This is a genomic window from Janthinobacterium amylolyticum (assembly GCF_051380655.1).
In the GTDB taxonomy this organism is placed as follows: domain Bacteria; phylum Pseudomonadota; class Gammaproteobacteria; order Burkholderiales; family Burkholderiaceae_D; genus Janthinobacterium.
Genome location: NZ_JBNYXL010000001.1, coordinates 662,748 through 689,040 on the forward strand (window position 1 = coordinate 662,748; position 26,293 = coordinate 689,040).

Annotated in this window: 23 protein-coding genes; 17 read left to right on the forward strand and 6 right to left on the reverse strand. The window is 65.1% G+C overall.

The window, feature by feature from the left end:
- Window positions 1-18 precede the first annotated feature (18 nt).
- The 7 genes from ACQ4WR_RS03000 to ACQ4WR_RS03030 all read left to right on the forward strand — a co-directional run bounded on the left by ACQ4WR_RS03000 (window position 19) and on the right by ACQ4WR_RS03030 (window position 8,118).
- Window positions 19-786: a DeoR family transcriptional regulator gene (locus ACQ4WR_RS03000; protein ID WP_070223655.1), complete on the forward strand. Its 768-nt coding sequence runs from the start codon at window positions 19-21 to the stop codon at window positions 784-786.
- Window positions 787-789: 3 nt separating this feature from the next.
- Window positions 790-1,884, forward strand: a complete 1,095-nt coding sequence (locus ACQ4WR_RS03005; protein WP_102292976.1) for an N-acetylglucosamine-6-phosphate deacetylase — start codon at window positions 790-792, stop codon at window positions 1,882-1,884.
- Between the two features lie 37 nt (window positions 1,885-1,921).
- Window positions 1,922-3,709: an MFS transporter gene (locus tag ACQ4WR_RS03010; protein WP_436485203.1), complete on the forward strand. Its 1,788-nt coding sequence runs from the start codon at window positions 1,922-1,924 to the stop codon at window positions 3,707-3,709.
- A gap of 212 nt (window positions 3,710-3,921) precedes the next feature.
- Window positions 3,922-5,319: a branched-chain amino acid transporter BcaP gene (gene bcaP, locus ACQ4WR_RS03015; RefSeq protein WP_102292974.1), complete on the forward strand. Its 1,398-nt coding sequence runs from the start codon at window positions 3,922-3,924 to the stop codon at window positions 5,317-5,319.
- A gap of 59 nt (window positions 5,320-5,378) precedes the next feature.
- Window positions 5,379-6,665 carry a DUF445 domain-containing protein gene (locus ACQ4WR_RS03020; RefSeq protein WP_436485205.1) on the forward strand — a complete coding sequence of 429 codons (1,287 nt, stop codon included), beginning with the start codon at window positions 5,379-5,381 and terminating at the stop codon, window positions 6,663-6,665.
- A 99-nt stretch (window positions 6,666-6,764) separates the two neighbouring features.
- On the forward strand, window positions 6,765-7,226 hold the full coding sequence (locus ACQ4WR_RS03025) for a hypothetical protein (protein WP_436485207.1): 462 nt from the start codon (window positions 6,765-6,767) through the stop codon (window positions 7,224-7,226).
- A 46-nt stretch (window positions 7,227-7,272) separates the two neighbouring features.
- Window positions 7,273-8,118: a universal stress protein gene (locus tag ACQ4WR_RS03030; RefSeq protein ID WP_436485209.1), complete on the forward strand. Its 846-nt coding sequence runs from the start codon at window positions 7,273-7,275 to the stop codon at window positions 8,116-8,118.
- Window positions 8,119-8,145: 27 nt separating this feature from the next.
- Here the strand turns inward: ACQ4WR_RS03030 and ACQ4WR_RS03035 are convergent, their stop codons facing one another.
- Window positions 8,146-9,219: an extracellular catalytic domain type 2 short-chain-length polyhydroxyalkanoate depolymerase gene (locus ACQ4WR_RS03035; RefSeq protein WP_436485211.1), complete on the reverse strand. Its 1,074-nt coding sequence runs from the start codon at window positions 9,217-9,219 to the stop codon at window positions 8,146-8,148.
- A gap of 252 nt (window positions 9,220-9,471) precedes the next feature.
- On the opposite strand from ACQ4WR_RS03035, the gene ACQ4WR_RS03040 reads away from it, so the two are divergent.
- Complete coding sequence (locus tag ACQ4WR_RS03040) at window positions 9,472-10,548, forward strand: alpha/beta hydrolase (RefSeq protein WP_436485213.1); 1,077 nt, start codon at window positions 9,472-9,474, stop codon at window positions 10,546-10,548.
- Window positions 10,549-10,702: 154 nt separating this feature from the next.
- Window positions 10,703-11,407, forward strand: coding sequence for an alpha/beta hydrolase (locus ACQ4WR_RS03045; protein ID WP_436485214.1), 705 nt, complete (start codon window positions 10,703-10,705; stop codon window positions 11,405-11,407).
- A 219-nt stretch (window positions 11,408-11,626) separates the two neighbouring features.
- Here ACQ4WR_RS03045 and ACQ4WR_RS03050 read toward each other — a convergent pair whose 3' ends face one another.
- Window positions 11,627-12,613: a magnesium and cobalt transport protein CorA gene (locus tag ACQ4WR_RS03050; RefSeq protein ID WP_102297648.1), complete on the reverse strand. Its 987-nt coding sequence runs from the start codon at window positions 12,611-12,613 to the stop codon at window positions 11,627-11,629.
- A 386-nt stretch (window positions 12,614-12,999) separates the two neighbouring features.
- On the opposite strand from ACQ4WR_RS03050, the gene ACQ4WR_RS03055 reads away from it, so the two are divergent.
- Entirely contained in the window at window positions 13,000-13,497 is a 498-nt protein-coding gene (locus tag ACQ4WR_RS03055; RefSeq protein WP_436485216.1) for a hypothetical protein, read from the forward strand.
- A 105-nt stretch (window positions 13,498-13,602) separates the two neighbouring features.
- On the opposite strand, the gene ACQ4WR_RS03060 is transcribed toward ACQ4WR_RS03055, so the two are convergent.
- Complete coding sequence (locus tag ACQ4WR_RS03060) at window positions 13,603-15,801, reverse strand: OsmC domain/YcaO domain-containing protein (protein WP_436485218.1); 2,199 nt, start codon at window positions 15,799-15,801, stop codon at window positions 13,603-13,605.
- A gap of 291 nt (window positions 15,802-16,092) precedes the next feature.
- On the opposite strand from ACQ4WR_RS03060, the gene ACQ4WR_RS03065 reads away from it, so the two are divergent.
- Both ACQ4WR_RS03065 and ACQ4WR_RS03070 read left to right on the forward strand, forming a co-directional pair.
- Window positions 16,093-16,452: a hypothetical protein gene (locus ACQ4WR_RS03065; protein WP_436485220.1), complete on the forward strand. Its 360-nt coding sequence runs from the start codon at window positions 16,093-16,095 to the stop codon at window positions 16,450-16,452.
- Between the two features lie 282 nt (window positions 16,453-16,734).
- Entirely contained in the window at window positions 16,735-17,223 is a 489-nt protein-coding gene (locus tag ACQ4WR_RS03070; protein ID WP_436485222.1) for a hypothetical protein, read from the forward strand.
- A 71-nt stretch (window positions 17,224-17,294) separates the two neighbouring features.
- Here ACQ4WR_RS03070 and paoC read toward each other — a convergent pair whose 3' ends face one another.
- The 3 genes from paoC to paoA are packed head-to-tail and all read right to left on the reverse strand — an operon-like array spanning window position 17,295 to window position 21,137.
- Entirely contained in the window at window positions 17,295-19,511 is a 2,217-nt protein-coding gene (gene paoC, locus ACQ4WR_RS03075) for an aldehyde oxidoreductase molybdenum-binding subunit PaoC (protein WP_436485224.1), read from the reverse strand.
- 4 nt (window positions 19,512-19,515) lie between these two features.
- Window positions 19,516-20,475, reverse strand: a complete 960-nt coding sequence (locus tag ACQ4WR_RS03080) for an FAD binding domain-containing protein (protein ID WP_436485225.1) — start codon at window positions 20,473-20,475, stop codon at window positions 19,516-19,518.
- Complete coding sequence (gene paoA, locus ACQ4WR_RS03085) at window positions 20,472-21,137, reverse strand: aldehyde dehydrogenase iron-sulfur subunit PaoA (protein WP_436485226.1); 666 nt, start codon at window positions 21,135-21,137, stop codon at window positions 20,472-20,474. Before paoA ends, ACQ4WR_RS03080 begins: the two co-directional genes overlap by 4 nt.
- A gap of 282 nt (window positions 21,138-21,419) precedes the next feature.
- Between paoA and ACQ4WR_RS03090 the strand changes: the two genes are divergently transcribed.
- From ACQ4WR_RS03090 to ACQ4WR_RS03110, 5 genes are all read left to right on the forward strand, one after another.
- Window positions 21,420-22,436: a M14 family zinc carboxypeptidase gene (locus ACQ4WR_RS03090; protein WP_436485228.1), complete on the forward strand. Its 1,017-nt coding sequence runs from the start codon at window positions 21,420-21,422 to the stop codon at window positions 22,434-22,436.
- Window positions 22,433-23,260, forward strand: a complete 828-nt coding sequence (locus ACQ4WR_RS03095) for an alpha/beta fold hydrolase (RefSeq protein WP_436485230.1) — start codon at window positions 22,433-22,435, stop codon at window positions 23,258-23,260. The genes ACQ4WR_RS03090 and ACQ4WR_RS03095 overlap by 4 nt, the downstream gene beginning before the upstream one ends.
- Complete coding sequence (locus ACQ4WR_RS03100; RefSeq protein ID WP_436485231.1) at window positions 23,251-24,309, forward strand: serine hydrolase domain-containing protein; 1,059 nt, start codon at window positions 23,251-23,253, stop codon at window positions 24,307-24,309. Before ACQ4WR_RS03095 ends, ACQ4WR_RS03100 begins: the two co-directional genes overlap by 10 nt.
- 195 nt (window positions 24,310-24,504) lie before the next feature.
- Entirely contained in the window at window positions 24,505-25,428 is a 924-nt protein-coding gene (locus ACQ4WR_RS03105) for an EAL domain-containing protein (RefSeq protein WP_436485233.1), read from the forward strand.
- Window position 25,429: 1 nt separating this feature from the next.
- Window positions 25,430-25,729, forward strand: coding sequence for a transcriptional regulator (locus ACQ4WR_RS03110; protein ID WP_258003044.1), 300 nt, complete (start codon window positions 25,430-25,432; stop codon window positions 25,727-25,729).
- Window positions 25,730-26,293 lie beyond the last annotated feature (564 nt).

Genomic DNA, 26,293 nt, shown 5'->3' on the forward strand with positions numbered 1-26,293 from the left:
TTTACCGAGCCCGCCACCATGCGAAATACCAGCCAACGCCGTGAATCCATCCTCCAAATGCTTGCCCAGCAGGGCTCGGTGCAAGTGACCGATCTGGTGGAAAAGCTCGGCGTGTCCGCGGTCACCATCCGCAGCGACCTCAATGCGCTGGAAGCGCAAGGCATGGCCACGCGCAGCCACGGCGGCGCGACCCTGACGCGCACGCCGCCGCCCGAGCATACGATACGCCAGAAGGATGCCATCAACCACGAGCAGAAGGAGCGCATCGGCGCGTATGCGGCGCGGCTGGTGGAACCGGGCGACAACATCATCATCGACTCCGGCACCACCACCATTTCGCTGGCGCGCCACCTGCGCGACGCCACCGGCGTGACGGTGGCGACGAATGGCCTGAACATCGCATGGGAGCTGGCCGACGCGCCCGGCGTGGACCTGATCCTGACGGGCGGATTGCTGCGCAAGCAGTCGCTGTCGATCCAGGGCAGCCAGGCCGAAACCTGTTTGCAGGCCTACAGTTTCGACAAGCTGTTTTTGGGCGTGGACGGCTTCGACCTGCAGTTTGGCGTGACCACCCACCACGAAGCGGAAGCAAGCCTGAACCACAAGATGGTGGAACGGGCAAAGAAAATCATCGTCCTCACGGACGCCTCCAAGTTCGGCCGCGTCAGCCTGCACCGCATCGTGCAGCTGGACCGCGTCGATACCGTCATCACCGATGCCAGCATCAGCCAGGAGTACCGCGAAGGGCTGCACAAGCTGGGCATCGAACTTTTTATAGCGGAATAACACATGCTGAGCGGCAGAATCCTTACCCCATCTGGCTGGATCACGGGCACCATCACCTTTGACCAGCGCATCGTCCAGATACAAGAAGACCCTGCCGCCGACAGCGCGCTGACCATCCTGCCCGGCTTCATCGACCTGCACGTGCACGGCGCTGCCGGCGTCGACATCATGGAAGGCGGCAACGCGGGCGCCACGGTGGCGCAAGTGCATGCGCGCCACGGCACCACGGCCCTGCTGGGCACCACCCTGACGGCGAAGGAGCCGTCGATCCTGCGCGCCCTGCAAGGCCTGGCCGGCGTCATTGCCGAGCGCCCCGCCAACGGCGCGCGCATGCTGGGCGTGCACCTGGAAGGCCCGTTTTTGAACTTGCACCGCCTGGGCGCGCAGCCGCCCGACGTGGTGCAGGCCAGCCTGGCGCTGGTGCAGCGCTTCCACGCCATCGCGCCCATCAAGGTGCTGACCATGGCGCCGGAAATCCCCGGCCACCTGGAACTGATCCCGCAGCTGGCGGCGATGGGCATCCGCGTGCAGATCGGCCACAGCGCCGGCACGTATGACGAAGGCGTGGCGGCGCTGAACGCCGGCGTCTCCGGTTTTACCCACCTGTACAACGGCATGACGGGCATGACGCATTACGACCCGGGCATGGTGGGCGCGGCGCTCGCGCATGCCGAGTATGCGGAAATCATCCCCGACCTGCAGCACGTGGCCAAGGGCGCACTGCGCGCGGCCCTGCGCGCCATCCCGCGCCTGTACGGCGTGACGGACGCCACTTCGGCCACCGGCATGCCCGATGGCGAATATGGCCTGGGCACGCAGCGCGTGTATAAATGCCTGGGCTGCGTGCGCCTGGCCACGGGTTCGCTGGCCGGCAGCGTGCTGACCATGGACCAGGCCCTGCGCAATTTCGTCGAGCTGGGCCTGGACCTGGCCGACGCCTCCAACCGTTTGTCACTGTATCCCGCCGACTACCTGGGCGAAACGGCACGGGGCCGATTGGCGCCGGGCGCCTGGGCCGATATCGTCGTCCTCGACGCCAATTTGCAGCCAGTGTCCGTCTTCGTCGAAGGCGCGGCCATCGATCTTTCCACTCGCTAGACCCGACCACCCACCTCAACCCCGTCCCGGAGTTTTCATGCACGACACGTCACACAAGGCCCCCGTGTGGGCCATGCGCTACCTGCTATTTATTGCCGGCATGGGGGGATTGCTGTACGGCATAGACATCGGCATCATCGCCGGCGCCCTGCCCTACCTGGAATCGACGGCCTCGGTGGCCTGGAAACTGACTGCCCAGCAGCTGAGCTTTATCGTCGCCGCCGTGCTGCTGGGTTCCGTCCTGTCATCGCTGTTCGCCGGCGCCCTGGCCGACCTGCTGGGCCGGCGCTGGGTGATGTTCCTGGCCGGCGCCCTGTTCAGCGCCAGCATTCCGCTGATCGCCCTGGCCGACGGCTATACGCCGCTGCTGCTGGGCCGCCTGCTGCAAGGCATCAGCGGCGGCTTGATCGGCGTCGTCGTGCCCCTGTACCTGGCCGAATGCCTGCCGGCGCAGCAGCGCGGGCGGGGCGCCGCCCTGTTCCAGTTGCTGCTGACCATCGGCCTGGTGGCCGCCGCCCTGATCGGCCTGCTGCAGGCGCAGACGGTGGAAACGGCCACGCAGGCGGCGCAAGCGTTGCCTGAAGCGGGCCGCGCCGCCGCCATCTTCACGGCCAAGGACCAGGCCTGGCGCAGCATCTTCTGGGTGTGTCTGACGCCTGGCCTGGTGTTTACCGTCGGCGCCCTGCTGCTGGCCGAGTCGCCGCGCTGGCTGGCGCAACGGGGCCGCATCGAGCAGGCGCGCCAGTCGCTGCTGCGCACGCGCCTGCCCGCCGCCGCCGACATCGAACTGCGCGAGATGCAGGACACGCCGGAAAATACGGCCAAGGCCAGCGGCAAGGCGAAAGATCCGCTGCTCAGCCGCCGCTACGTGCTGCCCTTCCTGCTCGCTTGCCTGATCCTCGCCTGCACGCAGGCCACGGGCATCAATTCCATCCTCGCCTATGTCGTCAACATCCTGAACCAGGCGGGCCTGTCCGGCGCCTCGGCCAACATGGCGGACGTGCTGCTGAAAGTGCTGAACGCCGTGATGACGGTGGTGGCCGTGCTGCTGGTGGACCGCAAGGGCCGCAAATTCCTGCTGATGCTGGGCACGGGCGGCATCGTCGTCTCGCTGCTGGCGGCCGGCCTGCTGTTCCGCGGCGCCGAAGCGCACCTGGCCGACGTACGCCCGGCCATCGCGGCGCAAGTGCAGGCCGATGGCCTGAGCCTGCACCTGGATGCGGCCACCCTGACTGCCCTGGGCGCGGCCGCCGACGGCACGCCGCAGCAGCTGACCATCGCCTACGCCTACGGCCCCTTCACCAACGTGAAGAGCCTGCGCAGCGACGACCCGGTGCTGCGCCAGGTGACGATTGCCCGTGAAGATGCCGTGCAGGCCGACAGCGTGATCGGCGTGTTCTTCCGCAAGCTGCATCTGAACCCGTTCGCCGATCCGGCCGCCGGGCGCGAGGCGCCGCTGCGCATCGAGAAGGCCAGCCTGGGCCCCGTGCCCTCGTCCACGCATGGCTGGCTGGTGGCCATCGCCATCTGCGTGTTCGTTTCCAGCTTTGCCGTGGGGCCGGGCGTGTGCGTGTGGCTGGCCCTGTCCGAGCTGATGCCCACGCGCATCCGCTCGAACGGCATGAGCATTGCCCTGCTGGTCAACCAGTTCGTCTCGACGGTGATCGCCGCCATCTTCCTGCCGACCGTGGGCTTGCATGGGTATTCGACCCTGTTCTTCTTCGGCGCCGGCTGCACCGTGCTGTATTTCCTGGCGGCCGCGTTCCTGCTGCCCGAAACCAAGGGCAAGACGCTCGAAGAGATCGAAGCGCACTTTGCCAAGTAAGCCAGAGTAACCAACTGTAGCAGTCTCCTTTGTGGCCCCGGTCCATCATCCCGGGGCTTTTTTTTGCCTGCAGGACAAGTTTCCAGGGCTGGCGCACATGGCACTGTACGGTTTTCCTTCAGGAATCACGGGCGCGTGGGCTAGAATCTGGCTGCGTCGTGCCACTCACGAGGCGGCAATGGCGCCATGACAAAAAACCACCAGGAGACACAGTGAGCTTATTTAGAACCAAGAATTTGGATGACATGATCGCCCACAGCAAGAAACCGGGAGGCCTGGCGAAAGTGCTGGGGCCGTTCGACCTTGTCCTCATGGGCATCGGCGCCATCGTCGGCACGGGCATTTTCGTGCTCACCGGCACGGGCGCGCTGACGGCCGGCCCCGCCCTGTCGCTGTCCTTCGTCGTGGCGGCCGTCGCCTGCTGTTTCGCCGCCCTGTGCTATGCGGAATTCGCGTCCACCGTGCCCGTCGCCGGCTCCATCTATACCTACAGCTATGCCACTTTGGGCGAGCTGGCCGCCTGGATGATAGGCTGGGACTTGCTGCTCGAGTATGGCCTGGCCGCCGCCGCCGTTTCCGTCGGCTGGTCCGGCTACTTCCAGTCGCTGCTGTCGGGCTTTGGCATCGCCTTGCCCGTCGCCCTGACGGCCGCCCCTGGCGCGCTGCCGGGCGTGACCACCTTCATCAACCTGCCCGCCCTCGTCATCATGCTGCTGCTCACCGCCATGCTGGGCTGGGGCGTGCGCGAATCGGCGCGCCTGAACAACATCATGGTGGCCATCAAGGTGGGCGTGGTGCTGCTGTTTATCATCTTTGGCGCACGCCACGTGCAGCCGGCCAACTGGCAGCCCTACATGCCCTTCGGCTACCACGGCATGCTGAGCGCCGCCGCCCTCGTCTTCTTTGCCTTCATCGGCTTTGACGCCGTCACCTCGGCCGCCGAGGAAGTCAAGAAGCCGTCGCGCGACCTGCCGATCGGCATCATCGGCTCGCTGGCCGTATGCGCCGTGCTGTACGTGGTGGTCTCGGCCATCATGACGGGCATCGTGCCGTATCAAAAATTCCTCGGCGTCGACCACCCCGTCTCGCTGGCCCTGCAGTATGCGGGCGAAAACTGGATCGCCGGCTTCGTCGACCTGGGCGCCATCCTCGGCATGACCACCGTCATTCTCGTGATGGCCTTCGGCCAGACGCGCATCATCTTCGCCATGTCGCGCGACGGCTTGCTGCCCAAGCGCCTGTCGACCGTGCACCCGCGCTTCCACACGCCGTTTTTCGCCACCTGGCTGGTGGGCATCGTGTTTGGCCTGATCGCCGCCGTGATCCCGCTTAACATCCTGGCCGAGCTGATCAACATTGGCACGCTGGCCGCCTTCACCATGGTGTCCGTGGCCGTCGTCGTGCTGCGCAAGCGCCGTCCCGACCTGCCGCGCGCCTTCCGCTGCCCCGGCGTGCCCTACGTGCCGGCGCTGGCCGTGATCCTGTGCGTGGGCCTGATGACCTTCCTCAGCTGGGTCACCTGGGTGGCGTTCTCCATCTGGCTAGTACTGGGCCTGATCATTTACTTTGGCTACGCACGCCGCCGTTCGCTGCTGCACCCGCAACAGTAATCCTCCCGCTGCGCCATCGCAGTAAGATGGCGGTCTCGCAACCCTGCAGGCCGCCATCCATGCAACGTTCCCCCGACCTCATCAAACAGCTGGACCACAGCACGGACCAGCTCAAGCGCGCCCGCCTGCGCAGCATGCAGTGGCTGGCCGTCGGCTTGCTGCTGCTGGCCGCGCTGGTATTTGCCGTGGCCCGCTCGCAGCGCGGTGGCCACCCCGCCTGGGGCTACGTGGAAGCGTTCGCGGAAGCGTCCATGGTGGGGGCGATCGCCGACTGGTTCGCCGTCGTCGCCCTGTTCCGCCATCCGCTGGGCATCCCCCTGTGGCATACGGCCATCATCCCGAACAGCAAGGCCGACATCGGCCGCAGCCTGGGCGCCTTCGTGGAAAACCACTTCATCACCGAGCAAGGCATCGCCGAACGCATCATGCAGGCCGACCCCGCCGCGCGCCTAGGCGCCTGGCTGATAGATGACGCCCACGCGCGGCAGCTGGGCATGGCCAGCGCCGGCGTGGTGAAGCAGCTGCTGGCGATGGCCGACCACGACAAACTGGGCGAGCTGCTGCGCCAGCAGGCCAGCGGCTACCTGGGACAACTGAATGTGTCAGACGTGGCGGCCGACTGCATCGACGCACTGATCGCCGACGGCAAGCCGCAGGAACTGCTGGACTTCCTGCTCGACCGCAGCGCCGCCTACCTGGACGACGAAAAACACCACGCGGCCATCGGCGACTTCGTGCTGGGCGCCTTCCAGATCGAGAACGCGCTGATAAAAAAAGCCGTGAGGGCTTACGAGCCGCGCATGATCGCCTCGCTGCAAAAGTTCGCCCTGGCCGTGCGCCTCGACCCGGCCCACCCGCTGCGCCAGCGCATCGCCGGCTGGATCGCCGACAGCGCCCTGCACCTGAAGGCCGACCCGCAGTGGCAGGCAACCGTGCGCCATTACCAGCTGCAGCTGGTGGCCAGCGACACGGTGCAGGCGATGCTGAGCGAGCTGTGGCAGCACATCCGCACGCGCGTACTGGCCGACCTGCACGCGGAACAGCCCGTGCTGGCGCAAGCCATCGCCGGCGTCGCGCGCAACACGGGCACGGTGCTGGGCACGGACGGGCATGCGCGGGCATGGCTGAACAACGCCATCGTCGCCGGCAGCGGCGCATTGGTACGCCGCTACCGTGGCGAGGTGGGCACCTTCATCGCCAGCCGCCTGGACCTGTGGAGCAAGGAAGAAATGAGCGAGCGCATCGAGCTGGCCATCGGGCGCGACCTGCAATTCATCCGCATCAACGGCACCATCGTGGGCGGGCTGGCCGGCTTGCTGATTTACTCGCTCAGCCAGGCGTTCTAAGCGGATCAACGCCGCGCGCGCATCCGGCCAAACTTGATGTAGATCATAATTTTTTAAACAAGCTCTTGCTATCCTGTAAAAAAATGACAGGAGTCGTGGATGAGCACAAGGCCGCAGGCAATCGAGGGAAAAACAGCGCAGCAGGAGCGCCAGGGCAGCGCCTGGCAAGACGTGCCGCCAGCGCAAGCGGGCGGCGGCGCGGCACAGACCCGCATCGCGCCGCTGCCGCAGGACCGGCGCTTCGACGATCCCGCCTGGCAGCGCTGGCCCTGCCACCTCCTGTACCAGGGCTTTTTGCTGCAGCAGCATTGGTGGCACCGCACCACCACGGGCGTGCGCGGCGTCTCGCCCCATCACCCGGAGATCGTCACGTGCACCGTGCGCCACGGCGACTCCTGCCTAAAGGCGGACAACTGGCAGCGCGACACGCCGCACCATGACGGTTCATGGTGGCCCGCCTGGCAAGCCTGGCTGGCCGAACGCTCCGGCCCGCAGACGGCGCCGCCGTCCATGAGCGCGGCTTTGGGCAACCCGCCGGGCAGCTACATGCCGCAGCCTTGATTGCCCATTTTCGCTCCCGACTTTCTCCACCTTCCAGGAAAACGCCATGCCCTACACCACCCTGCTGGTCCATGTAGACAATTCACGCCATTGCGCCCAGCGCGTCCGCTTCGCCGTGTGCCTGGCGATTGCCGAAGGGGCGCACCTGATCGGTTCGGCCATGAGCGGCCTCTCGCGCTACGCCTACGGCGGCGGCGTCAACGCGCTGCAATTCGCCCCTGCGCAAATGCAGGCGCTGCGCAGCCAGGCCAGCGAGGCGCTGCACGACTTCGAGCGCATCGCCCGCGAAGAGGGACTGGGCACTTACGAAACGCGCTTCGTCGACGACGACGCGCAAGGCGCGCTGCTGCTGCAGGCCCGCTATTGCGACTTGCTGATCCTGGGGCAGACGGACGCGCAGGACACGCCCTCGCGCGTCATCGCCGGCACGGCCGAATACCTGATGCTGCATTGCGGACGGCCCGTGCTGATGGTGCCGCACACGCCGGCGGGCGTACCGGCCAGCGTCGGCCAGCACCCGCTGCTGGCCTGGAATGGCAGCGCCGAAGCGCTGCGCGCCATCACCGACGCGCTGCCGCTGCTGCGGCGCGCGCGGCAAGTCACCCTGGCCGTCGTCAATTCCTACCAGCAGAGCGCCACCCACGGCGAACAGCCGGGCGCCGACCTGGCCCTGTATCTGGCGCGCCACGGCGTCAATGTCGACGTGCTGCAGCACGACACGCCGCAGGGCCAGGACGTGGGACAGGCCTTGCTGGCCATGGCGGCGCAGCGCCAGTGCTACTTGCTGGTGATGGGCTGCTACGGCCACATGCGCCTGCGCGAAACGCTGCTGGGCGGCGTCACGCGCACGGTGCTGCAGGAGATGACCTTGCCGGTGCTGGTATCGCATTGACGCACGCCGATGCCGGCGCCGCGTTTGTCACCTGAGCTGCGCCGCCGCACGCGCCTCGCCCAGACGCCGCAGCATGGCCATCACGGCCGCCATCTGCGGCGCCTGGCGCGTCTGGAAGTCCGGCATGGCCGGGTGCTCGCTGGAATAGCCCCAGAAATCCCAGCATCCCTTCGGATTGGCGGGCACGCCTTTTGACGCCATCACTTGCGGATACAGCACGATCATCGCGTTGGCATCGGCAAATTCGTTGTAGCCCGCGTGCCGATAGAAACGCTCGCCAACCTGGGACGCACCCTGCAGGCAGCCGTGGAATACCACGTGCACGGCGCAGGACTGCTCGCGGCAGGCGGCGGGAACATAGGCATACGCGCTGTCATCCATGCTGCTGCGACGGCCCCTGACGAATTCGCGCTGGTCGAACTCGATGATCCGGCCCGTCAGCTCGCCCGTGGCCGCCGGCTTGGCGCCGCTGCCCGCCAGGTGCCGCAGCAGTTCCGCCGCCTGGCTGAAACCGCAGTTGTTCATATACGGCGCGCGCGTATCGCCGCAGGGGCTGTCCCCGGCGCGCGCCGTCAGAATCGCATGGCCCGCCTGGACGTCCTTGGCATAGCGGATGGCGGCCGGTGCCACCCCGGCCAGCTGATAGTATTTCTCGACCTGGTTCACCACCACGGTCTTCACAACAGGGTCGGCCGTGCCGCTGAACAGGTACACGCGCTGGCGCGCCAGGTTGGCCACCGGATCGATGCTACCTTCCTGCGCCCGCCGCTGGGCGCTACGCCAGGAGGCCGCCGCATCCGGCACCTCCGCCGGCGAGGTGGGCTGCATGCAGACAGTGGCGGCGGTCACGAGGGGCGATTGCCCGGGATGGGTCGAAGCACAGTCATACGGCCCGCCGGCGATGACGCCCACGCCCTTGAACGTGGCGGAGTACGCGGTGGCGATCTGCGCCGCCATGAAGGCGCCGGACGACAGTCCGGAAACGGACACCTGGCTCAAATCGGCGCCCAGGCCGGGCAACGGGGCGGCGACGCCGGCGGCCAGCACGGGGTGGGCGGCCAGCGCGAGGGAAAATGGCAGGGCAAGCAGGAATGGCTTCATGGGGGACCTTTCATCACAATGCAGATGGCGCATTGTAGGATGGCGCATGGCCGCTTGCACGCAAATTATTGCCTTGTAGCCACTATTGTCGCCTCGCTGACACGCGCAACGCGCGCCGCCCGGTCAGCGTGCCGCGTGCAGGCGCCAGCATTGCCGGCACCTGCCCTTCAGCATTCATTCAGCCGCGCTTCATGCGCGCTTTATGCGCGGCGCCGATACTGGCCATGCCCTCAACCCTGCCAGGAGTCCCGCATGCACAGTACATCCGACGCCGTTCTTCCGTGCCAGGCGCGCCGCCGCTGGCTTCTGGGCGCGGCCAGCCTGGCCGCCGTTTCCAGCCTTTCCACCCTCGCCGCCTGTGGCGGCGGCGCCCGCACCTGGACCGTGACGGACCGGCAGGTCGGCGTCGCCCCCGGCGTCAGCCTGCATGTGCGCGACTGGCCATCCGCGCCCGGTGACAACGCCGACGTGATCGTCCTGCTGGCGGGCCTGGGCGGCAACGCGCACGCCTTCGACAGCCTGGCGCCCGCGCTGGCGCGCCGCCACCGCGTGCTGGCCATCACGCGGCGCGGCTACGGCGCATCGGGCAAGCCGCTGCCGGCCGGCGATGCCAGCGATTCGACCTACGCCCCCTCGACCCTGGTGGCCGACTTGCTGGCCGTGCTCGACGCGCTGCGCATCGACCGCGTCATCCTGGCCGGCCACTCGGTCGCCGGCAACGAGCTGACCCTGTTCGCCGGCAGCCACCCGCGGCGCGTGCGCGGCCTCGTCTACCTCGACACGAGCTGGGACTACCTGGCCACCGGCGGCTATGAGGAAAGCCCGCCTTCACCCCTCGATGAACCGCTACCCGGCCAGGCCGACCTGGCGTCCATGGCCGCCTCGATCGCCTTTGCCAAACGGCTCAACAAGCGCTGGTGGCCGGCACAGGAAGCGAACTGGCGCGCCAGCCTGGAAGTGCTGCCCGGCGGTGCCGTGCGCCCGACTACCCCGCCCGCCATCGCCAGGGCGATGGACATGGCCGCGCACAATTTCTCGCCCGACTACCGCCGCGTGCGTGCGCCGGCGCTGGTCGTCACCGTCGACCCAGGCAATGTGCGCAACCTGATGCCCTGGCTGACACCGCAATCCGACCCCGCAGTGCTGGCGCAAGCACTCGCGTTCCTGGAAGTTTTCCGCCCGCTGCGTCTGGCCGATGGCGAGCGCCTTGTGGCCGCCCTGCCCGGCAGCAAGCACCTGGTCATCCGCGACGGCTTCCACAGCGATTTCTTCATCGAATATGAACGCACGGTGGTCGACGCCATCGAGGCCATGCGCTGGGAAAAATAAGGCGAGACGCGTACGGCGAGACGCAAGGATGACGCTGCCACCGGCGCGCAGCAGGACTACAATGCATGAGCACCTGCCCGCCGCGCGCTGCCTTGCAGGCAAAGACAGGCAACAGCGCGGTCTCCGTCGTCCCCCTCGTCCAAGGAGTGTCTGCATGAGCAATCCAACAACCATCGTCCTCGTCCACGGTTTCTGGGGCGGTGCCGCCCACTGGAGCCGCGTCATCCTCGAACTGCGCCGCCAGGGCCACACGGCCATCCGCGCCGTGGAATTGCCGCTCACCTCGCTGGCCGACGATGCCGAGCGCACGCGCAAGATGGTGGCGCAGGTCAACGGTCCGGTATTGCTGGTGGGCCACTCTTACGGCGGCGCCGTCATCAGTGTGGCGGGCAATGCGCCGAACGTGGCGGGCCTCGTGTACATCGCCGCCTTCGCGCCCGACGCGGGCGAAAGCCCGGGCAGCATCACGCAGGAACACCCGCCCATCGGCGTGCCCAACCTGGAAGGCGACAGCGACGGCTACCTGTGGGTCAAGGCCGACAAATACCATGAGAGCTTTTGCCAGGATCTGGATGCGGAAGAAGGCGCCGTGCTGGGCGTGGTGCAAAAGGCGCCGCTGGCCAGCACCTTTGGCGATAGCGTCAGCGATCCGGCCTGGCGGCACAAGCCCAGCTGGTACCAGATTTCCAGCGCCGACCGCATGATTTCCCCCGTCAACCAGGAGCGCATGGCGGCGCGCCTGGGCGCCCGCAAGGTCATCACGCTGGACGCCAGCCACGCCTCGCTGGCCTCGCGCCCCGCCGAGGTGGCGGCGCTGATCCTGGAAGCGGCGGCGGCGATCACCACCGTGGCGGGGTAGTCGACAAAAAAAGGCTCCTGCATGACAGGAGCCTTGTGGCGTCGGATACGCCTTGCTGTCCTGGCCGGCGCCTCTGGGGTGCGGCGACAGCCGGACACGGCATCCACGCCAAGGAGGTTCAGCCATCAGCCAGCCACCGCCTTCACAGGAATGATTTCATCGTAGCAGCTAATTCGGCGGCAAAACTCTCCAATGTTTGCATGCGGCCAGCTTGCCGCGCTACAGCCAGCCATCCTTCTTCAGCCGCCGGTGCAGCAGGTAGCAGCCGACAAAGATGCCGACGATCACGGCCGGATAGCTGCCGCGCCATTTCAGCTCCGGCATGAATTCAAAGTTCATGCCATACAGGCTGAAGACCATGGTGGGCACGGCCAGGATCGCGCCCCAGCCGGCCAGGCGCTTGACGACTTCGTTCTGGCGGATGGAAATCTGTCCCAGCGCCACCTGCATGGCGGAATTGACCAGTTCGCGCATCTGGTTGGCCGTGTGGGTGACCCTTTTCACGTGGTCGAGAATGTCGCGGTAGTAGATGCGGTTTTCCTTGGGCACGATATCGCCATGAAAACGGATCAGCTGGGTGCAGATGTCATGCAGGGGATTGACGGCCGCGTCCAGCTTCAGCAGTTCCGTCTTGAGCTGGTAGAAATCCTGCAGCTTGTCTTCGGACAGGCTGGGCTTGAACAGCTGCTGTTCATATTGCTGGAACCTGGCCTGCAGCAGGTCGATGCAGGGCTGGTACTGGTCGACGATGAAGTCGATGATGGAGTACAGCACGTAGCCGGGGCCGCTGGCGAGTTTTTCCGGCACGCTTTCCTTGCGTTCACGCAATTTCGAATAGCCGGCCGAGGGGCCATGGCGCACGGTGATGATGAAGCGGCAACCGAGGAAAACGTGGGTTTCGCCATACACGATGGCCTCGCCATCCAGGCTGGCCGTGTGCAGCACCATGAACAGGGTGTCGCCGTATTCTTCCAGCTTGGGCCGCTCATGCGCCCCCTGCGCATCTTCGACGGCCAGTTCGTGCAGGCCGAACGCCGTTTGCAGCGCCTGCATGGCGGTGGCGTCTGGACTGGCCATGCCGATCCAGACGAAACAATCGGGGTCGCCAAGAAAGTCGCCCACCTTGTCGATATCGAAGTGGGCGATCTTCCTGCCATCGCGATAAGCTTCGCAATTGACGACGGCGGCGTGGTTACTGAGGTCCATGATGATTCCGGAGAGCGGCATAAGGGCCGCCAGTATAGCGGAGCGGAAATATCTGTTCCGTTCCCCAGCGCACCCTGCCGACCATCAGCCGGGACCGGACGGCATGATTAAAACACGCCGAACAGCGGCTTTTCCGGCGCCACGCAGACGACCGTCACGCACCGCGACCGTTTGCGCGGTCGCGATGAATGGCAGCAGCTTTTCGCGCAGGCTCGTGGCGCCATGCAACTGGCCTGCCAGCAAGATTCATGGCAAGAGGCGAGCGGCGAGCGGCGAGCGGCGGCATTCACCATAATGCTGGCCTGCATCTCGCAGGAGCGGCGGCATGGCTTTGACATGGGCGCATGTTGGCATACACTAGCGGCCAGACCAAAGACCATCGCAGCATGAATAACATATCAATAGACACCCTCTCCGTGATCGCCCGGCAATGCCTCGCCGTGACCTGCCTGCAGCGCTTTTGCCAGCGCCATGCGATCAGCCACCCCGCCCTGTCGGCATTCACCGAACACGTGTGGCAAATAGCACAAGTGGAAACGGGCAATTTCGCCTCCTGGGAACAAGGCTGTGCGGCACTGGCGGTGAACGGCATGGGCGACCCGTGGCCGGAGGACGTCTGCGCGGCCATCCCGGGCGAGCTGCTCGCCCCCTTGATGCGACTCACCGAGCATGTGCTGGAAACGGGCGCCGCCACCTGGTACGGCGACGACCTTCCCGCCAGCAGGCGGCAGCTGGAAGCGGTGTTGCGCCTGTGCGCCGAGCATGATGTGGGCGTGCCCGCCTTCGTCCATTATGTGCAGGCGGATGCGCGGCTGCGCGGCGGCTGGGGTCCCGTGCTGACTGACGGAGAAGTGCACGCCTGGCGGGCGCTGGTCGCGGCATAGCATTGGGGCCGGTTTTGAGCGATGGGACGACGCCATGCGCCGCCCCATGCGGTCCACATCCGTTGATGCCGCCAGGAGAGCGCGCGGCGCTGCCTGGCGCTGCTCTTAGCGCGACGCCGCCCTGGCGCGCGCCACGTGCAGTTTCTTGAAACTGTCGATCAAACGCTGGTGCCTGTCGAGACCTTCGAGTTTCATGCTCGTCGGCGTCAGGCCATAGAAGCGCACGCTGCCGTCCACGGAACCCAGCACGGCATCCATGCGCTCGTCGCCAAACATGCGGCGGAAATTCACGACGTAGTCGTCCAGTTCCAGCTCGTCGTCCAGTTCGACTTCCAGCACCACGTTCAAGGCTTGATAGAACAGTTTGCGCTCGACCGTGTTGTCGTTGTACTGCAGGAAGGTTTCCACCAGTTCCTTGGCGTCCTCGAACTGCTGCAAGACCAGCTGGATCAGCAGCTTCAATTCCAGGGTCGTCAGCTGGCCCCATACCGTGTTTTCGTCGAATTCGATACCGATCAGGGTGGCGATGTCGCCGTACTCGTCGAGCTCGCTGTTTTCCAGGCGGTCCAGCAAGTCTTCCAGGCTGGCATCGTCCAGTTTATGCAGGTTCAGGATGTCGGCGCGGAACAGCAAGGCCTTGTTGGTGTTGTCCCAAATCAAGTCCTCGACCGGATACACTTCCGAATAGCCGGGCACCAGGATGCGGCAGGCCGTAGCGCCCAGCTGGTCATATTCGGCCACGTAGACTTCCTTGCCCATCTCGGCAAGGATGCCGAACAGGGTGGCCGCTTCCTCGGCATTCGAATTCTCGCCATGGCCGGAAAAATCCCATTCGACAAAATCGTAGTCGGCCCTGGCGCTGAAAAAGCGCCACGAGACGATGCCGCTGGAATCGATGAAGTGTTCGACAAAATTGTTCGGTTCGGTGACGGCTTCGCTGGCAAAGGTCGGCTGTGGCAAGTCGTTGAGACCTTCAAAGCTGCGGCCCTGCAGCAGCTCCGTCAGGCTGCGCTCGAGCGCCACTTCCAGGCTCGGGTGCGCGCCGAACGAGGCAAACACGCCGCCCGTGCGCGGGTTCATCAGGGTCACGCACATCACCGGGTAGACGCCGCCCAGGGACGCATCCTTCACCAGCACGGGGAAGCCCTGCTCTTCCAGGCCCTGAATGCCGGCCAGGATGCCCGGGTATTTCGCCAGCACGTGCTGCGGCACGTCCGGCAAGGCGATCTCGCCTTCGAGGATTTCACGCTTGACGGCCCGCTCAAAAATTTCCGACAGACACTGCACCTGCGCTTCGACCAGGGTATTGCCGGCGCTCATGCCATTGCTGACATACAGGTTTTCAATCAGGTTGGACGGGAAATACACGACCTCGCCATCGGACTGGCGCACATACGGCAGCGAGCAAATGCCGCGCTCGGCGTTGCCGGAATTGGTGTCGATCAGGTGCGAGCCCAGCAGTTCGCCGTCGGGATTATAGATGTCCAGGCAATATGCATCGAGTATTTCCTTCGGCAGCGCATCCTTGCGGCCAGGCTTGAACCAGCGCTCGTTCGGATAGTGGACGAACGGCGCGTTGGCGATATCCTCGCCCCAGAACGAACCGGCGTAGAAATGGTTGTTGCTGAGGCGCTCGATATACTCGCCCAGGGCCGACGCCAGCGCGCTTTCCTTGGTCGCGCCCTTGCCGTTCGTAAAGCACATGGGCGAATGCGCATCGCGGATATGCAGCGACCACACATTCGGGATGATGTTGCGCCACGAGGCGATTTCAATCTTGATGCCCAGGCCGGCCAGCAGGCCGGACATATTGGCGATCGTCTGTTCCAGCGGCAGATCCTTGCCCGCGATATAGGTGTTCGCGCCGGGCGCCGCGCTCAAGGTCAGCAGTGCCTGGGCATCGGCGTCGAGGTTCTCGACTTCTTCGATCACGAATTCGGGGCCCGTCTGCACCACTTTCTTGACGGTGCAACGGTCGATCGACCGCAAGATGCCCTGGCGGTCCTTGGCCGAGATATCGGCCGGCAGTTCGACCTGGATCTTGAAAATCTGCTGATAACGGTTTTCCGGATCAACGATATTGTTCTGCGACAGGCGGATGTTTTCAGTGGAAATATTGCGCGTATCGCAATACAATTTCACGAAATAAGCGGCGCACAGTGCCGATGACGCCAAAAAATAGTCGAACGGGCCAGGTGCCGAGCCATCGCCCTTGTAGCGGATGGGCTGGTCGGCGATGACCGTGAAATCGTCGAACTTGGCTTCGAGACGCAGCTTATCGAGAAAGTTGACTTTAATTTCCATGAGGCAATCCAGTATTATGCATAAGTAAGATAGGCGCTATTATCCGTCCTTTCCGGCATACGGCAAAGGCCGCTGGCCGCAGCCCTGGCGCGCCAGAGCCGCCGGGACAGCCTGGACTGCTGAAGGCCCGATCTTTTTTTGGCGGCCTGGCAAGCGCTTGAAACGCCAAACCGGCCTGGAGACCGGTGCCGGCGCAAGAGCCAGAAGTCCGCAAGCCGATTTCCTGAGCACCAGCGTGAAAAGCTGAACAGATAATCGTGGCAATTCACCGCCACCTTCCAAGATTCAATAATGAATACTTTTTCTAATGACGAGCTATATCATTACCATCACACGACGGGCATGCCATTGCTGCAGGCGAGAGAACTACTGCACTCAATGGAACCGCTACTATGTTTGCGTGTCCTGGAGGCGCTTCAAAAAGCTGCGTGCGTGCGTAACGGCCACTTGATGGATCCGCTGGCAGTTGCTGCGGATACCAAGACCATCGTAGCCGATGCCGCGGCGGCTGCGGACGCCGCCTGCGCACTCATTATTGGTCGAGGTAAATGTCACGCCGTTTGGAAAGAGCAAGCGCGAATCTTGAAGGTAAATCACGGCCTTATATGGTTTTCGCCACAGGAAATGAATCCGCTTATCATTTATGACTGACAGGCAAGCAAGTAGGCGGGAATCAATCTGCAGCGGCGGCAAAGGCTGCGTAACGAAGAACGGCATGGCCATGAACATACCTCATGCCATGCTGCCGCTGTGAATATTGAGTCATGGTTGTGATGTAATTTGGCCCGAAAATTCAACGGTCGAGTTCCTAATGCCCAATGAGCCGCGCGCGAAAGCTCGCCCGTGCGTTTTTCAGGAAAGTCCATGCCCTTGCTCCCTTATGAAGGCTGTTATCACTGCCAGCTTTAAAACATTCCACACCTGATCGCCTCCATGAAAACTCTGCATATTACTCTTGCAACTCTTGTCGCCATTTTATTGCAGCCAGTGCTGGCCTTGGTCACCTTCTTCCCGTTAATGGGCGCCAAATTTTCCATCAGCAATTTTCCGCCCTTTGACCTCCTTGCCGTATTTGGGCTCGCGGTGATGGCCGTGTCGATACTGCCCATCCTGCTGTTCGGCATACCCTGCTTTGATGCACTGAACAAGACACGAAAACTCAGCTTCCTCAGCCTGAGCGGCTGCGCCGCCGCCATGGCGATGCTGCCTTATCTTGTCATCACCTACCCCAAGCCCATACCCGGTTTCACGGCGAATCTGTCATGGCACGGGCATGTCTTGCCATATTATGACAATGGCCAGCCCATGGCATACGCCTGGCTGAGCTATGCTGAAACGGCCCTGGGGTTCGGTGCGCATGGCTTTCTTTGCGGTACAGTTTTTTACCTGTTCTGGCGCAAATACCGGACGCAGGAGGTGTAGCCTGATGCCTTATGCGCAGGAAGCCGGGGGGCATGGCACAGACAGCCCGCCACACTCCCCGCTCACCACAGCTACGCCGTCACCTTGTCGCTGAGCCTGTCACCAAGCTTGCCAATCAGCTTGTCCAGGGTCACCGGATACGTGCGCACCCGCACGCCCGTCGCGTTGTAGACGGCGTTGGCGATGGCGGCCGCCACGCCGCAGATGCCCAGTTCGCCCACGCCCTTGGCTTTCATGGGCGAGGACATGGGGTCGGTTTCATCGAGGAAAAGCACGTCCTGGTGCGGGATGTCGGCGTGCACGGGCACTTCGTAGCTGGCCAGGTCGTGGTTGACGAAAAAGCCGCGGCGCTGGTCGACCACCAGTTCCTCCATCAGGGCCGCGCCCACGCCCATGGTCATGGCGCCGATCACCTGGCTGCGGGCCGCTTTCGGATTGAGGATGCGGCCGGCAGCGCAGACGGCCAGCATGCGGCGCACGCGCACTTCGCCCGTGTCGCTGTCGACGCCCACTTCGACGAAGTGCGCGCCGAAGGTGGATTGCTGGAATTTTTTATCCAGGTCGCCGTATTCCATGTGGTCTTCCGCGACAACCTCGCCATGGTAGGCGGCCGCCGCCAGCGGCACGCTGCGCTCGCCCTGGCTCACTTGCCCATCCGAAAAACGCACCTCTTTTTCATCGAAGCCCAGCTTGCCCGCGATGGCCTGGCGCAGGCGCACGCAGGCCGCATACACGCCGGCCGTGGAACTGTTGCCGCCCCATTGCCCGCCGGAGCCGGCCGACACGGGAAAATCCGAGTCGCCCAGGCGCACGACCACCCGCTTCAATGGCACGCCCAGCATTTCCGCCGCCGTCTGGGCGATGATGGTGTAGCTGCCCGTGCCGATGTCCGTCATGTCCGTTTCCACCGTGATGATGCCGTTGCCATCGAGGCGCACCCGGGCGGCCGATTGCATGACCAGGTTGTTGCGGAAGGCGACCGCCACGCCCATGCCGACCAGCCAGCGGCCGTCGCGCCGCGTGCCGGGCTGGGCTGGCCTGTCTTTCCAGCCGAATTCCACGGCGCCCGTGCGCAGGCAGTCGATCAGGCGGCGCTGGGAAAATGGACGGCTGGGTTTTTCCGGGTCCACCTTGGTGTCGTTGAGGATGCGGAAAACAATGGGATCCATTTTCAATTTTTCCGCCATCTCGTCCATGGCGATTTCCAGCGCCATCAGCCCCGGCGCCTCGCCCGGCGCGCGCATGGCGTTGCCTTCAGGAAGATCGAGCACGGCCAGGCGCATGGCCGTCATGCGGTTGGCGCCCGCATACAGCAAACGCGTCTGCATCACGGCCGTTTCCGGCTGGCCGCCTTTCAAGTCGCCCGACCACGATTCGTGGCCAATGGCCGTGATCTTGCCGTCGCGCGTGGCGCCGATGCGCAGGCGCTGGATGGTGGCGGGCCGGTGCGTCGTGTTGTTGATCATCAGCGGGCGCGCCAGGGCTACCTTGACGGGACGCTGCGCCGCCCGCGCCCCCAGCGCCGCCAGCAAGGCTTCCGCGCGCACGAACAGCTTGCCGCCGAAGCCGCCGCCGATGTAGGGCGAGACGATGCGCACCTTGTCTTTCGGCACGCCCAAAGTGCGGGCCAGGTCGCCACGCCCCCAGTCCACCATCTGGTTCGCCGTCCACACCGTCACCGCATCGCCGTTCCAGCTGGCAATCGAGGCGTGCGGCTCCATCATGGCGTGCGACTGGTCCGGCGTCGTATAGGTGGCGTCCAGGCGCACGGGCGCACGGGCATAGGCGCTGGCGAAGTCGCCCGCCTTGCTGTCGGGCTTGCCATCCTTCGGCTTGACGGCGCCGCTTTTCGCTTTTGCCAGGTCGAACGCACCCTGCTGCTCCACATATTTCACGTCAAGCAGCTGCGCGGCCGAGCGGGCCTGTTCAAACGTTTCCGCCACCACCAGGGCGATGGCCTGGTGGTAATGTTCGATGTCCGGGCCGGCCAGCAGCTTGGCCGTATTCATCTTGCCCTTGCCCAGCTTGCCCGCCGATTCGGCCGTCACCACGGCCAGCACGCCCGGCGCGCGCCGCGCGGCGCCGGTGTCGATGGCGGCGATGCGCCCCTTGGCAATGGCTGCGCCCACCACGTAGCCATACGCGGCGTTCGGTGCGGCGGCATGCTGTTCATACGCGTACGGCGCCGTGCCCGTAGTTTTCAGGGGGCCGTCGATGCGGTCCGTGGCGCGGCCCACGACTTTCAACTGGTCGATGGGATTGGTGGTGGCAGGTGTGGAAAATTTCATGGCATCAGCCTTTCTTCGCTTGTGCTTCAGCCATCACGGAAGCAATCGTGCGCTGCGCCAAGGTCACCTTGAAGGCGTTGTCGTGCGTCGGCTTGGCGCCGGCCAGCAACGGCTGTGCCACGGCGGCGGCGCCATTCGGCAGCGCCTGCTCGGCGCCGGCCACGCGCCACGGCTGCGGCGCGACGCCGCCCAGGGCCAGCCTGCCCGTACCGTTCGGCAAGATCACGGCCGCCACGGAGACCAGCGCGAACGCATACGAGGCGCGGTCGCGCACCTTGCGGTAGATATGCGTGCCGCCCAGCGGCGGCGGCAAGACCACACTGGTGATCAGCTCGCCCGGCTGCAGCACGCTTTCCAGCTGCGGCGTGTTGCCCGGCAGACGGTAAAAGTCGGCGATGGGGATGCTGCGCACGGCGCCGTCGGGACGCACGGTGTCGATGCTGGCGTCCAGCAGGCGCATGGCCACGGCCATGTCGCTCGGGTGCGTGGCGATGCAGGCCTCGCTGCCGCCCAGGATCGCCAGCGGCCGGCTGAAGCCGCCGATGGCGGAACAGCCGCTGCCTGGCACGCGCTTGTTGCAGGCCTGGTTCGTGTCATAGAAATACGGGCAGCGCGTGCGCTGCAGCAGATTGCCCGCCGTCGTCGCCTTGTTGCGCAATTGCGCCGAGGCACCGGCCAGCAAGGCGCGCGACAATACGCCATAGTCGCGCCGCACTGTGGCATGGGCGGCCAGCGCCGTGTTGCGCACCAGCGCGCCAATGCGCAAGCCCCCATCACGGGTAGCTTCCACCTTGTCCAGCGCCAGGCCATTGACGTCGATCAAATGCGCGGGCGTTTCGATTTCCAGTTTCATCAAGTCGAGCAGATTCGTGCCGCCGGCGATGAACTTGGCGCCCGGCGTGCGCAAGGCGGCAGCCGCCGCTTCGGCAGGCGTGGCCGCCTTCTGGTAGCTGAAGACTCTCATGCGGGCCTCCCCGCCACTTCGGTGATGGCCTCGATGATATTGGAATAGGCGCCGCAGCGGCAGATATTGCCGCTCATGCGCTCGCGCAATTCTTCCGGCGTCACTTGCGGCCGGGCGTTCAGGTCCGCGCTGACGTGGCTGGGGATGCCCTGGCGAATTTCTCCGAGCGCGGCGACGGCCGAACAGATCTGCCCCGGGGTACAGTAGCCGCATTGAAAGCCGTCATGTGCGATGAAGGCGGCCTGCATCGGATGCAATTTCTCGGGCGTGCCCAGCCCTTCGATGGTGGTCACTTTGGCGCCGTCATGCATCACGGCCAGGGTCAGGCAGGAATTGATGCGCTGGCCGTCGAGCATGACGGTGCAGGCGCCGCACTGGCCATGGTCGCAGCCCTTCTTGGTGCCCGTCAGGTGCAACTGTTCGCGCAGGGCGTCCAGCAAGCTGGTGCGCGTGTCGAGCTCCAGTCCGTGGCGCTGGCCGTTGATGTCCAGGCTGACTTTCATCAAAACCGGTGGCGCCTGCCCGGCCTGGCTGGCTGCGGTGGCTGTATTGGCCGCTTCGGCCGCTCCCGCCACGCCGGGGACGGCCACGGCGGTGGCCGACAGCGCGCCGGCGATCAGCAGGCCGCGCCTGCCGGCATTGATGTGATTAGGCTCCGTCATGTCGCGCTTCCTCCTGGCTGTGGTCTGGCTGGGTGGGCGCATGCAGGCCCGAGGTTCCAGCCTGACAGGAGGATAGCCATGCGTCTGTACGCTAACGAACGTTCAAATCACGCGGCTGGCGGCGGGCAAAAGCGGATCGCCTTTGCATCAGGGGCGGCAGCTTACACCGCAATCATGACGGCTTCGTGACATGCCGGCACCGCGTAAATTTCGTCATGCGGGACGCAGGGAACGGGCAAGATTTCGGCTACACTGGCTGTCACTCTCTCTTTCAGACGCCTGATGATCGAAAAGAATCTGCCCGAACTGGTCATGCTCAAGCGCCTCATTGACGAGGGCGGCAACCACCTGGAAGTGGCCACGGCCTGCAGCATCGCCATGGATGGACGCCAGTTTCCCGTGTACACCATTGCGCTGGGCAACCCCAGCCCCGACGTGCCCGCGCTGGGCTTTTTTGGCGGCATCCACGGCCTCGAACGCATCGGCACGCAAGTGCTGCTCTCTTTTCTGGAAAGCCTGATCGCCCGCCTGCGCTGGGACGCCACCCTGCACCAGCAGCTGGAAAGCATGCGCCTGGTCTTCATGCCGCTGGCCAATCCGGGCGGCATGTGGCAAGCCACGCGCAGCAATCCGCGCGGCGTGGACCTGATGCGCAACGCGCCGCTGAGCGCCCGCGAGCGCGTGCCCTTCATGCTGGGCGGGCAACGCTACAGCCCGCGCCTACCCTGGTACCGCGGTGCCTTTGACGCGCCGATGGAGGCGGAAAGCCAGGCCGTGTGCGACCTCGTCGAGCGCGAACTGCTGTCGCGCCAGTTCAGCATGGCCCTCGATTGCCATTCCGGCTTCGGCTTGCGCGACCGCATCTGGTTTCCCCACGCGCATACCAAGGTGCCGATCGAACACCTGGCCGAGATCGGCGCGCTGGAGGAACTGTTCAGCCAGAGCTACCCGAACCACAATTATGTGTTCGAGCCGCAAAGCCGGCAATACCGCACGCACGGCGACCTGTGGGACTATCTGTATTTGAACGGTACCGGCTACAGCGAACGCGTGTTCCTGCCGCTGACCCTGGAAATGGGCTCGTGGCGCTGGGTCAAGAAAAACCCGCGCCAGCTGTTCAACCGGGTCAGCATCTTCAATCCCACGGCCGCGCACCGCCTGCAGCGCGTGCTGCGCCGCCACCTGGTGTGGTTCGACTTCCTCATGCGCGCCGCCAGCAGCCATGGCCGCTGGCTGCCGGACGGCCTGGCCCGCAAAGCCCAGCGCCGGCGCGCGCTGGTGCAGTGGTACGAATCATGAAGCCGCCGGTCTCGCCAAGCTCGGTCTCGCCAAGCTGGGTCCTGCTGCGCGGCCTGATGCGCGAACAGCGCCACTGGGGCGATTTCCCCGCCACCCTGGCCGGCACCCTGCCCGGCGCCCGCATCATCACGCCCGACCTGCCCGGCAATGGCACGCGCCACCAGCAGGACAGCGCCACGCGCGTGGCCGGCATGGTGGAATGCTGCCGCCAGGAGCTGCTGGCGCGCGGCATCCCGGCGCCCTACCACTTGCTGGCCCTGTCGCTGGGCGGCATGGTGGCCGTGGAATGGGCGCACCGCTACCCGCGGGAAGTGGCCCGCTGCGTGCTGCTCAACACCAGCATGCGGCCGTTCAACCCGTTTTACCAGCGCCTGCGCTGGCAGAACTACCCGTCGCTGCTGCGCCAGTTGTGCTTCGGCGACGCGCGCAGCCAGGAAGCGCTGATCCTGCGCCTGACCAGCCGCCGGCATGCGGCGGGCAATCCTGCGTTGCTGGACAATTGGCTGGCATTCCAGCAGGAATTCCCGGTCAGCCGCCGCAACGCGCTGCGCCAGTTGCTGTCAGCCGCCCGCTACCGCGCGCCGGCCAGCCGTCCGGCCATGCCCGTGCTGGTGATGGCCGGCGCGCAGGACTGTCTCGTCGACCACCGCTGCTCGCAGCGCCTGGCGCGCGCCTGGCAGGCCGATTGCCTGATCCACGGCGAGGCCGGCCACGACCTGCCGCTCGACGAGGGGACTTGGGTGGCGCAGTCGGTGGCGCGCTGGCTGGGGGTGGCAGCGGCAGAGCAACACCCAACAAACACCGTACCTTCATCATGCCAATAACACACCTTACAGACTTGACGGACCAATTAACGACGCTGCTTGCGGCCGGCGTGGAACAACAGATTTTTCCAGGTGCAGCCTGGGCCGTGGGCAGCCTGGAGCACAGTGCGATGGGCGCGGCCGGGCGCCTCACGCCCGACCCCGCCAGCGCCGCCATGCGGGCCGATACCCTGTTCGACATCGCCTCGCTGACCAAGATCATCGGCGTCTGGTCGCTGGCCGGGTGGCTGGTGCACCGCCAGCGCCTGCACCTGGACGACCGCCTGGCAGACCTGCTGCCCGGCACGGCAGGCTATGCCCTGGGGCCCATCACGATTTTCCAGCTGCTGACCCACACGGCCGGCTTGCCGCTGCGTGCCCGCCTGCGCGCCAGCTATGGCGAGGTGTACGACGATATCGTGCGCGGCGTGCTGCGCGAACCGCTGGAAGGCGTGCCGGGCCAGGCCGTGACCTACACGGACCGCGCCGCCCTGATCCTCGGCTGGGTCATCGAACGCCTGCTGGGCATGCCCCTGGACCAGGCTCTAGACGAGTACATTGTGCGCCCGCTGGGCATGGCCGCCACGCGCTTCGGCCCCTTGCCGCCACCGCTCGCCCACCTGGCCGCGCCCACCGAATACTGCGACGCTGCGGGCGCCCACCTGTGCGGCACGGTGCATGATTTTTCAACCCGGCTGCTGGGCGGCGTATGTGGCATTTCCGGTCTGTTCTCCAATGTGCCCGACCTGCAGCGCTTCCTGCGGGCCATGCTGGCGGCCGCAAGCGGCCAACAGGGCGGCGTGTTTGACGCCGGCTGGGTGCGCGATTCGCTGAGGGTACAGACCGGTACCTTGAGCCCGTCGCGCGGCCTGTTCTGGCACCCGGCGGCCGGCACCGCGCCGCAGGACGACATCTGGTGCCACCTGGGCTTCACCGGCACTGCCATGTGGCTCAGCCCCCGGCGCGGCCGCTACGCGGTGCTGCTGACGAACAAGCTGTATTACACGCGCGAGTTCGACAGGATCAACGACATCCGGCGCGACTTCATGCGCTGCGCGTTCGGCGTTTAAGCGGCGGCCTGCATGCGCCGGCGCTGAAGCGGCGCCACCCGCCACACCGGCATCCTCGCCGTCTTGCCGCCTCGGCGAGCGCCGCCCCTGCACGGCTGCGGGCCATCCGCGCCGCCGCTTTTCAGAACATTCCGATTTCTTGCAGTAAACGCCCTGCCTATACTTCCTGCATCTCCAACCCTTCGGGACAACGCCATGAGCGCCTCCGTGTATGCCATTCCTTCCATCACGGTGCGCCAGCGCCTGCCCTTGCCCTATCTCTCGGTGCCGGGCGAGGCGGCGCATGACTGCAAGCAACCCGTGTACGCGCCCGGCCATCGCCCGTTGGCATTGCCTTCTGAAGCAGACATCATCCATGCCATCCATACGGGTGAAGGACTGCGCATCGTCTACCAGCCCCAGTACGACCTGCACAGCCGGCGCATCGTCAGCGCCGAGGCGCTGCTGCGCTGGCGCCATCCCCGCTATGGCGAGGTGGCGCCAGCCGTGTTGATTCCCATGGTCAACCGGCTGGGCCTGCATCTGCCGCTGTTCGACCTGGTCGTCAGGGAAGTCATCGATGTGCTGCACTACCTGCGCCGCCATGGCGCGGAGGTGCCGCTGGCCGTCAACGCCTCGATCGATACCGTGTGCGAACCGGGCATGGCCGAGCAGCTGGCCGCCAGAATGTGGGATGCCTGCCTGCCGACGCGCCTGCTGAAAGTGGAAGTTACCGAAGACTTGCCGGTACTCGATGAACTGTGCCTGTCGGCATGCCTGAACACCCTGAAGGCCAAGGGCTTTACCCTGTCGCTCGACGATTTCGGTGCCGGCTCCGCCACCTTCAACGTCCTGTCCAAGATGCCTTTCGATGAAGTCAAGATCGATGGCGCCTACATCCGCGATATGGAAAACAATACCCAGTCGCACGCCATCATCGCCACCCTGATTGCCCTCGCACAAAGGCTGAACCTCAAGCTGGTGGCCGAAGGCATCGAGAATGAAATGCAGCTGGCAGCCTTGCTGGGCATCGGCTGCCGCGTCGGCCAGGGCTATGCGCTGGCAAGGCCGCTGGAACGCGCGGACTTCATCCAGCGTCAACTGGCCAAGCCAGTGGCAATGACAGTGAAGGCGATATGACATGACCGATATGAAGCAATTACCACTGATCTTGAGCACCGATGCAACGGGTACCGGAACAGCCGTTCACACGCATGATGCCGCGGCACTGGTCGAACGCCTGCTCGCCTACATGGGATTGCACAATGATGCCTGCCTGGCACGCGAGCTAGGCGTGCCGCCCTTTGCGATCAGCAAGCTGAGAAGAGGAAGCACCGCGCTTGATACGGACATGCTGATACGCATGCACGAAGCATCGGGTCTGTCCATCGGCGAACTGCGGGCACTGTTGTCCCCCTGCCGGCATCGCTTGCCGTCCTGAAGCTCTGGAGGCCGCATGGTCATACACGACAACGCGCTCTCACCGGCGTATTGACGTTCAGTCAAGGTCTCGTTGCAAGAGCCGGACGGTGTAACGCCGAGGCACGGCTTTGACGGCCCGGTCGAATTGGCGATCGGGCCGTTCTTCATTCAGCGACCTGGTTAGCCGCTGACGCAGGCATTGCATCAAGGCTGGCAACTTGTCCTGGGAACGCACGATGGCGACCAGGGCAGCTCATATTGGATGACGTGGATCGCCAGTACAACGCTGATTTCAGTGGGATCGCATTTCACCGCCAATGCCGCTTTCGCCATTGGCCATCGACCACGGCAATGGTGCGTGCCCGCCAAGATGGTGGCAGATCCGGCCATTTTTTGCGAACCTGCTGTGCCAGCTTCATCTCGATCAGCACATCCCCCCTGCCAACGCCAGCGGTCTCCGCGTCGTATTCGATTTGGCGGGAATGATGAAGTGTCGATTATTTCCTGATCGCCCCACTCGAGCGACAAATGTTACCCCAGACGCCCTCAATCTGGCGCCGTTTGGGTCTCCGTCAAAAAATGA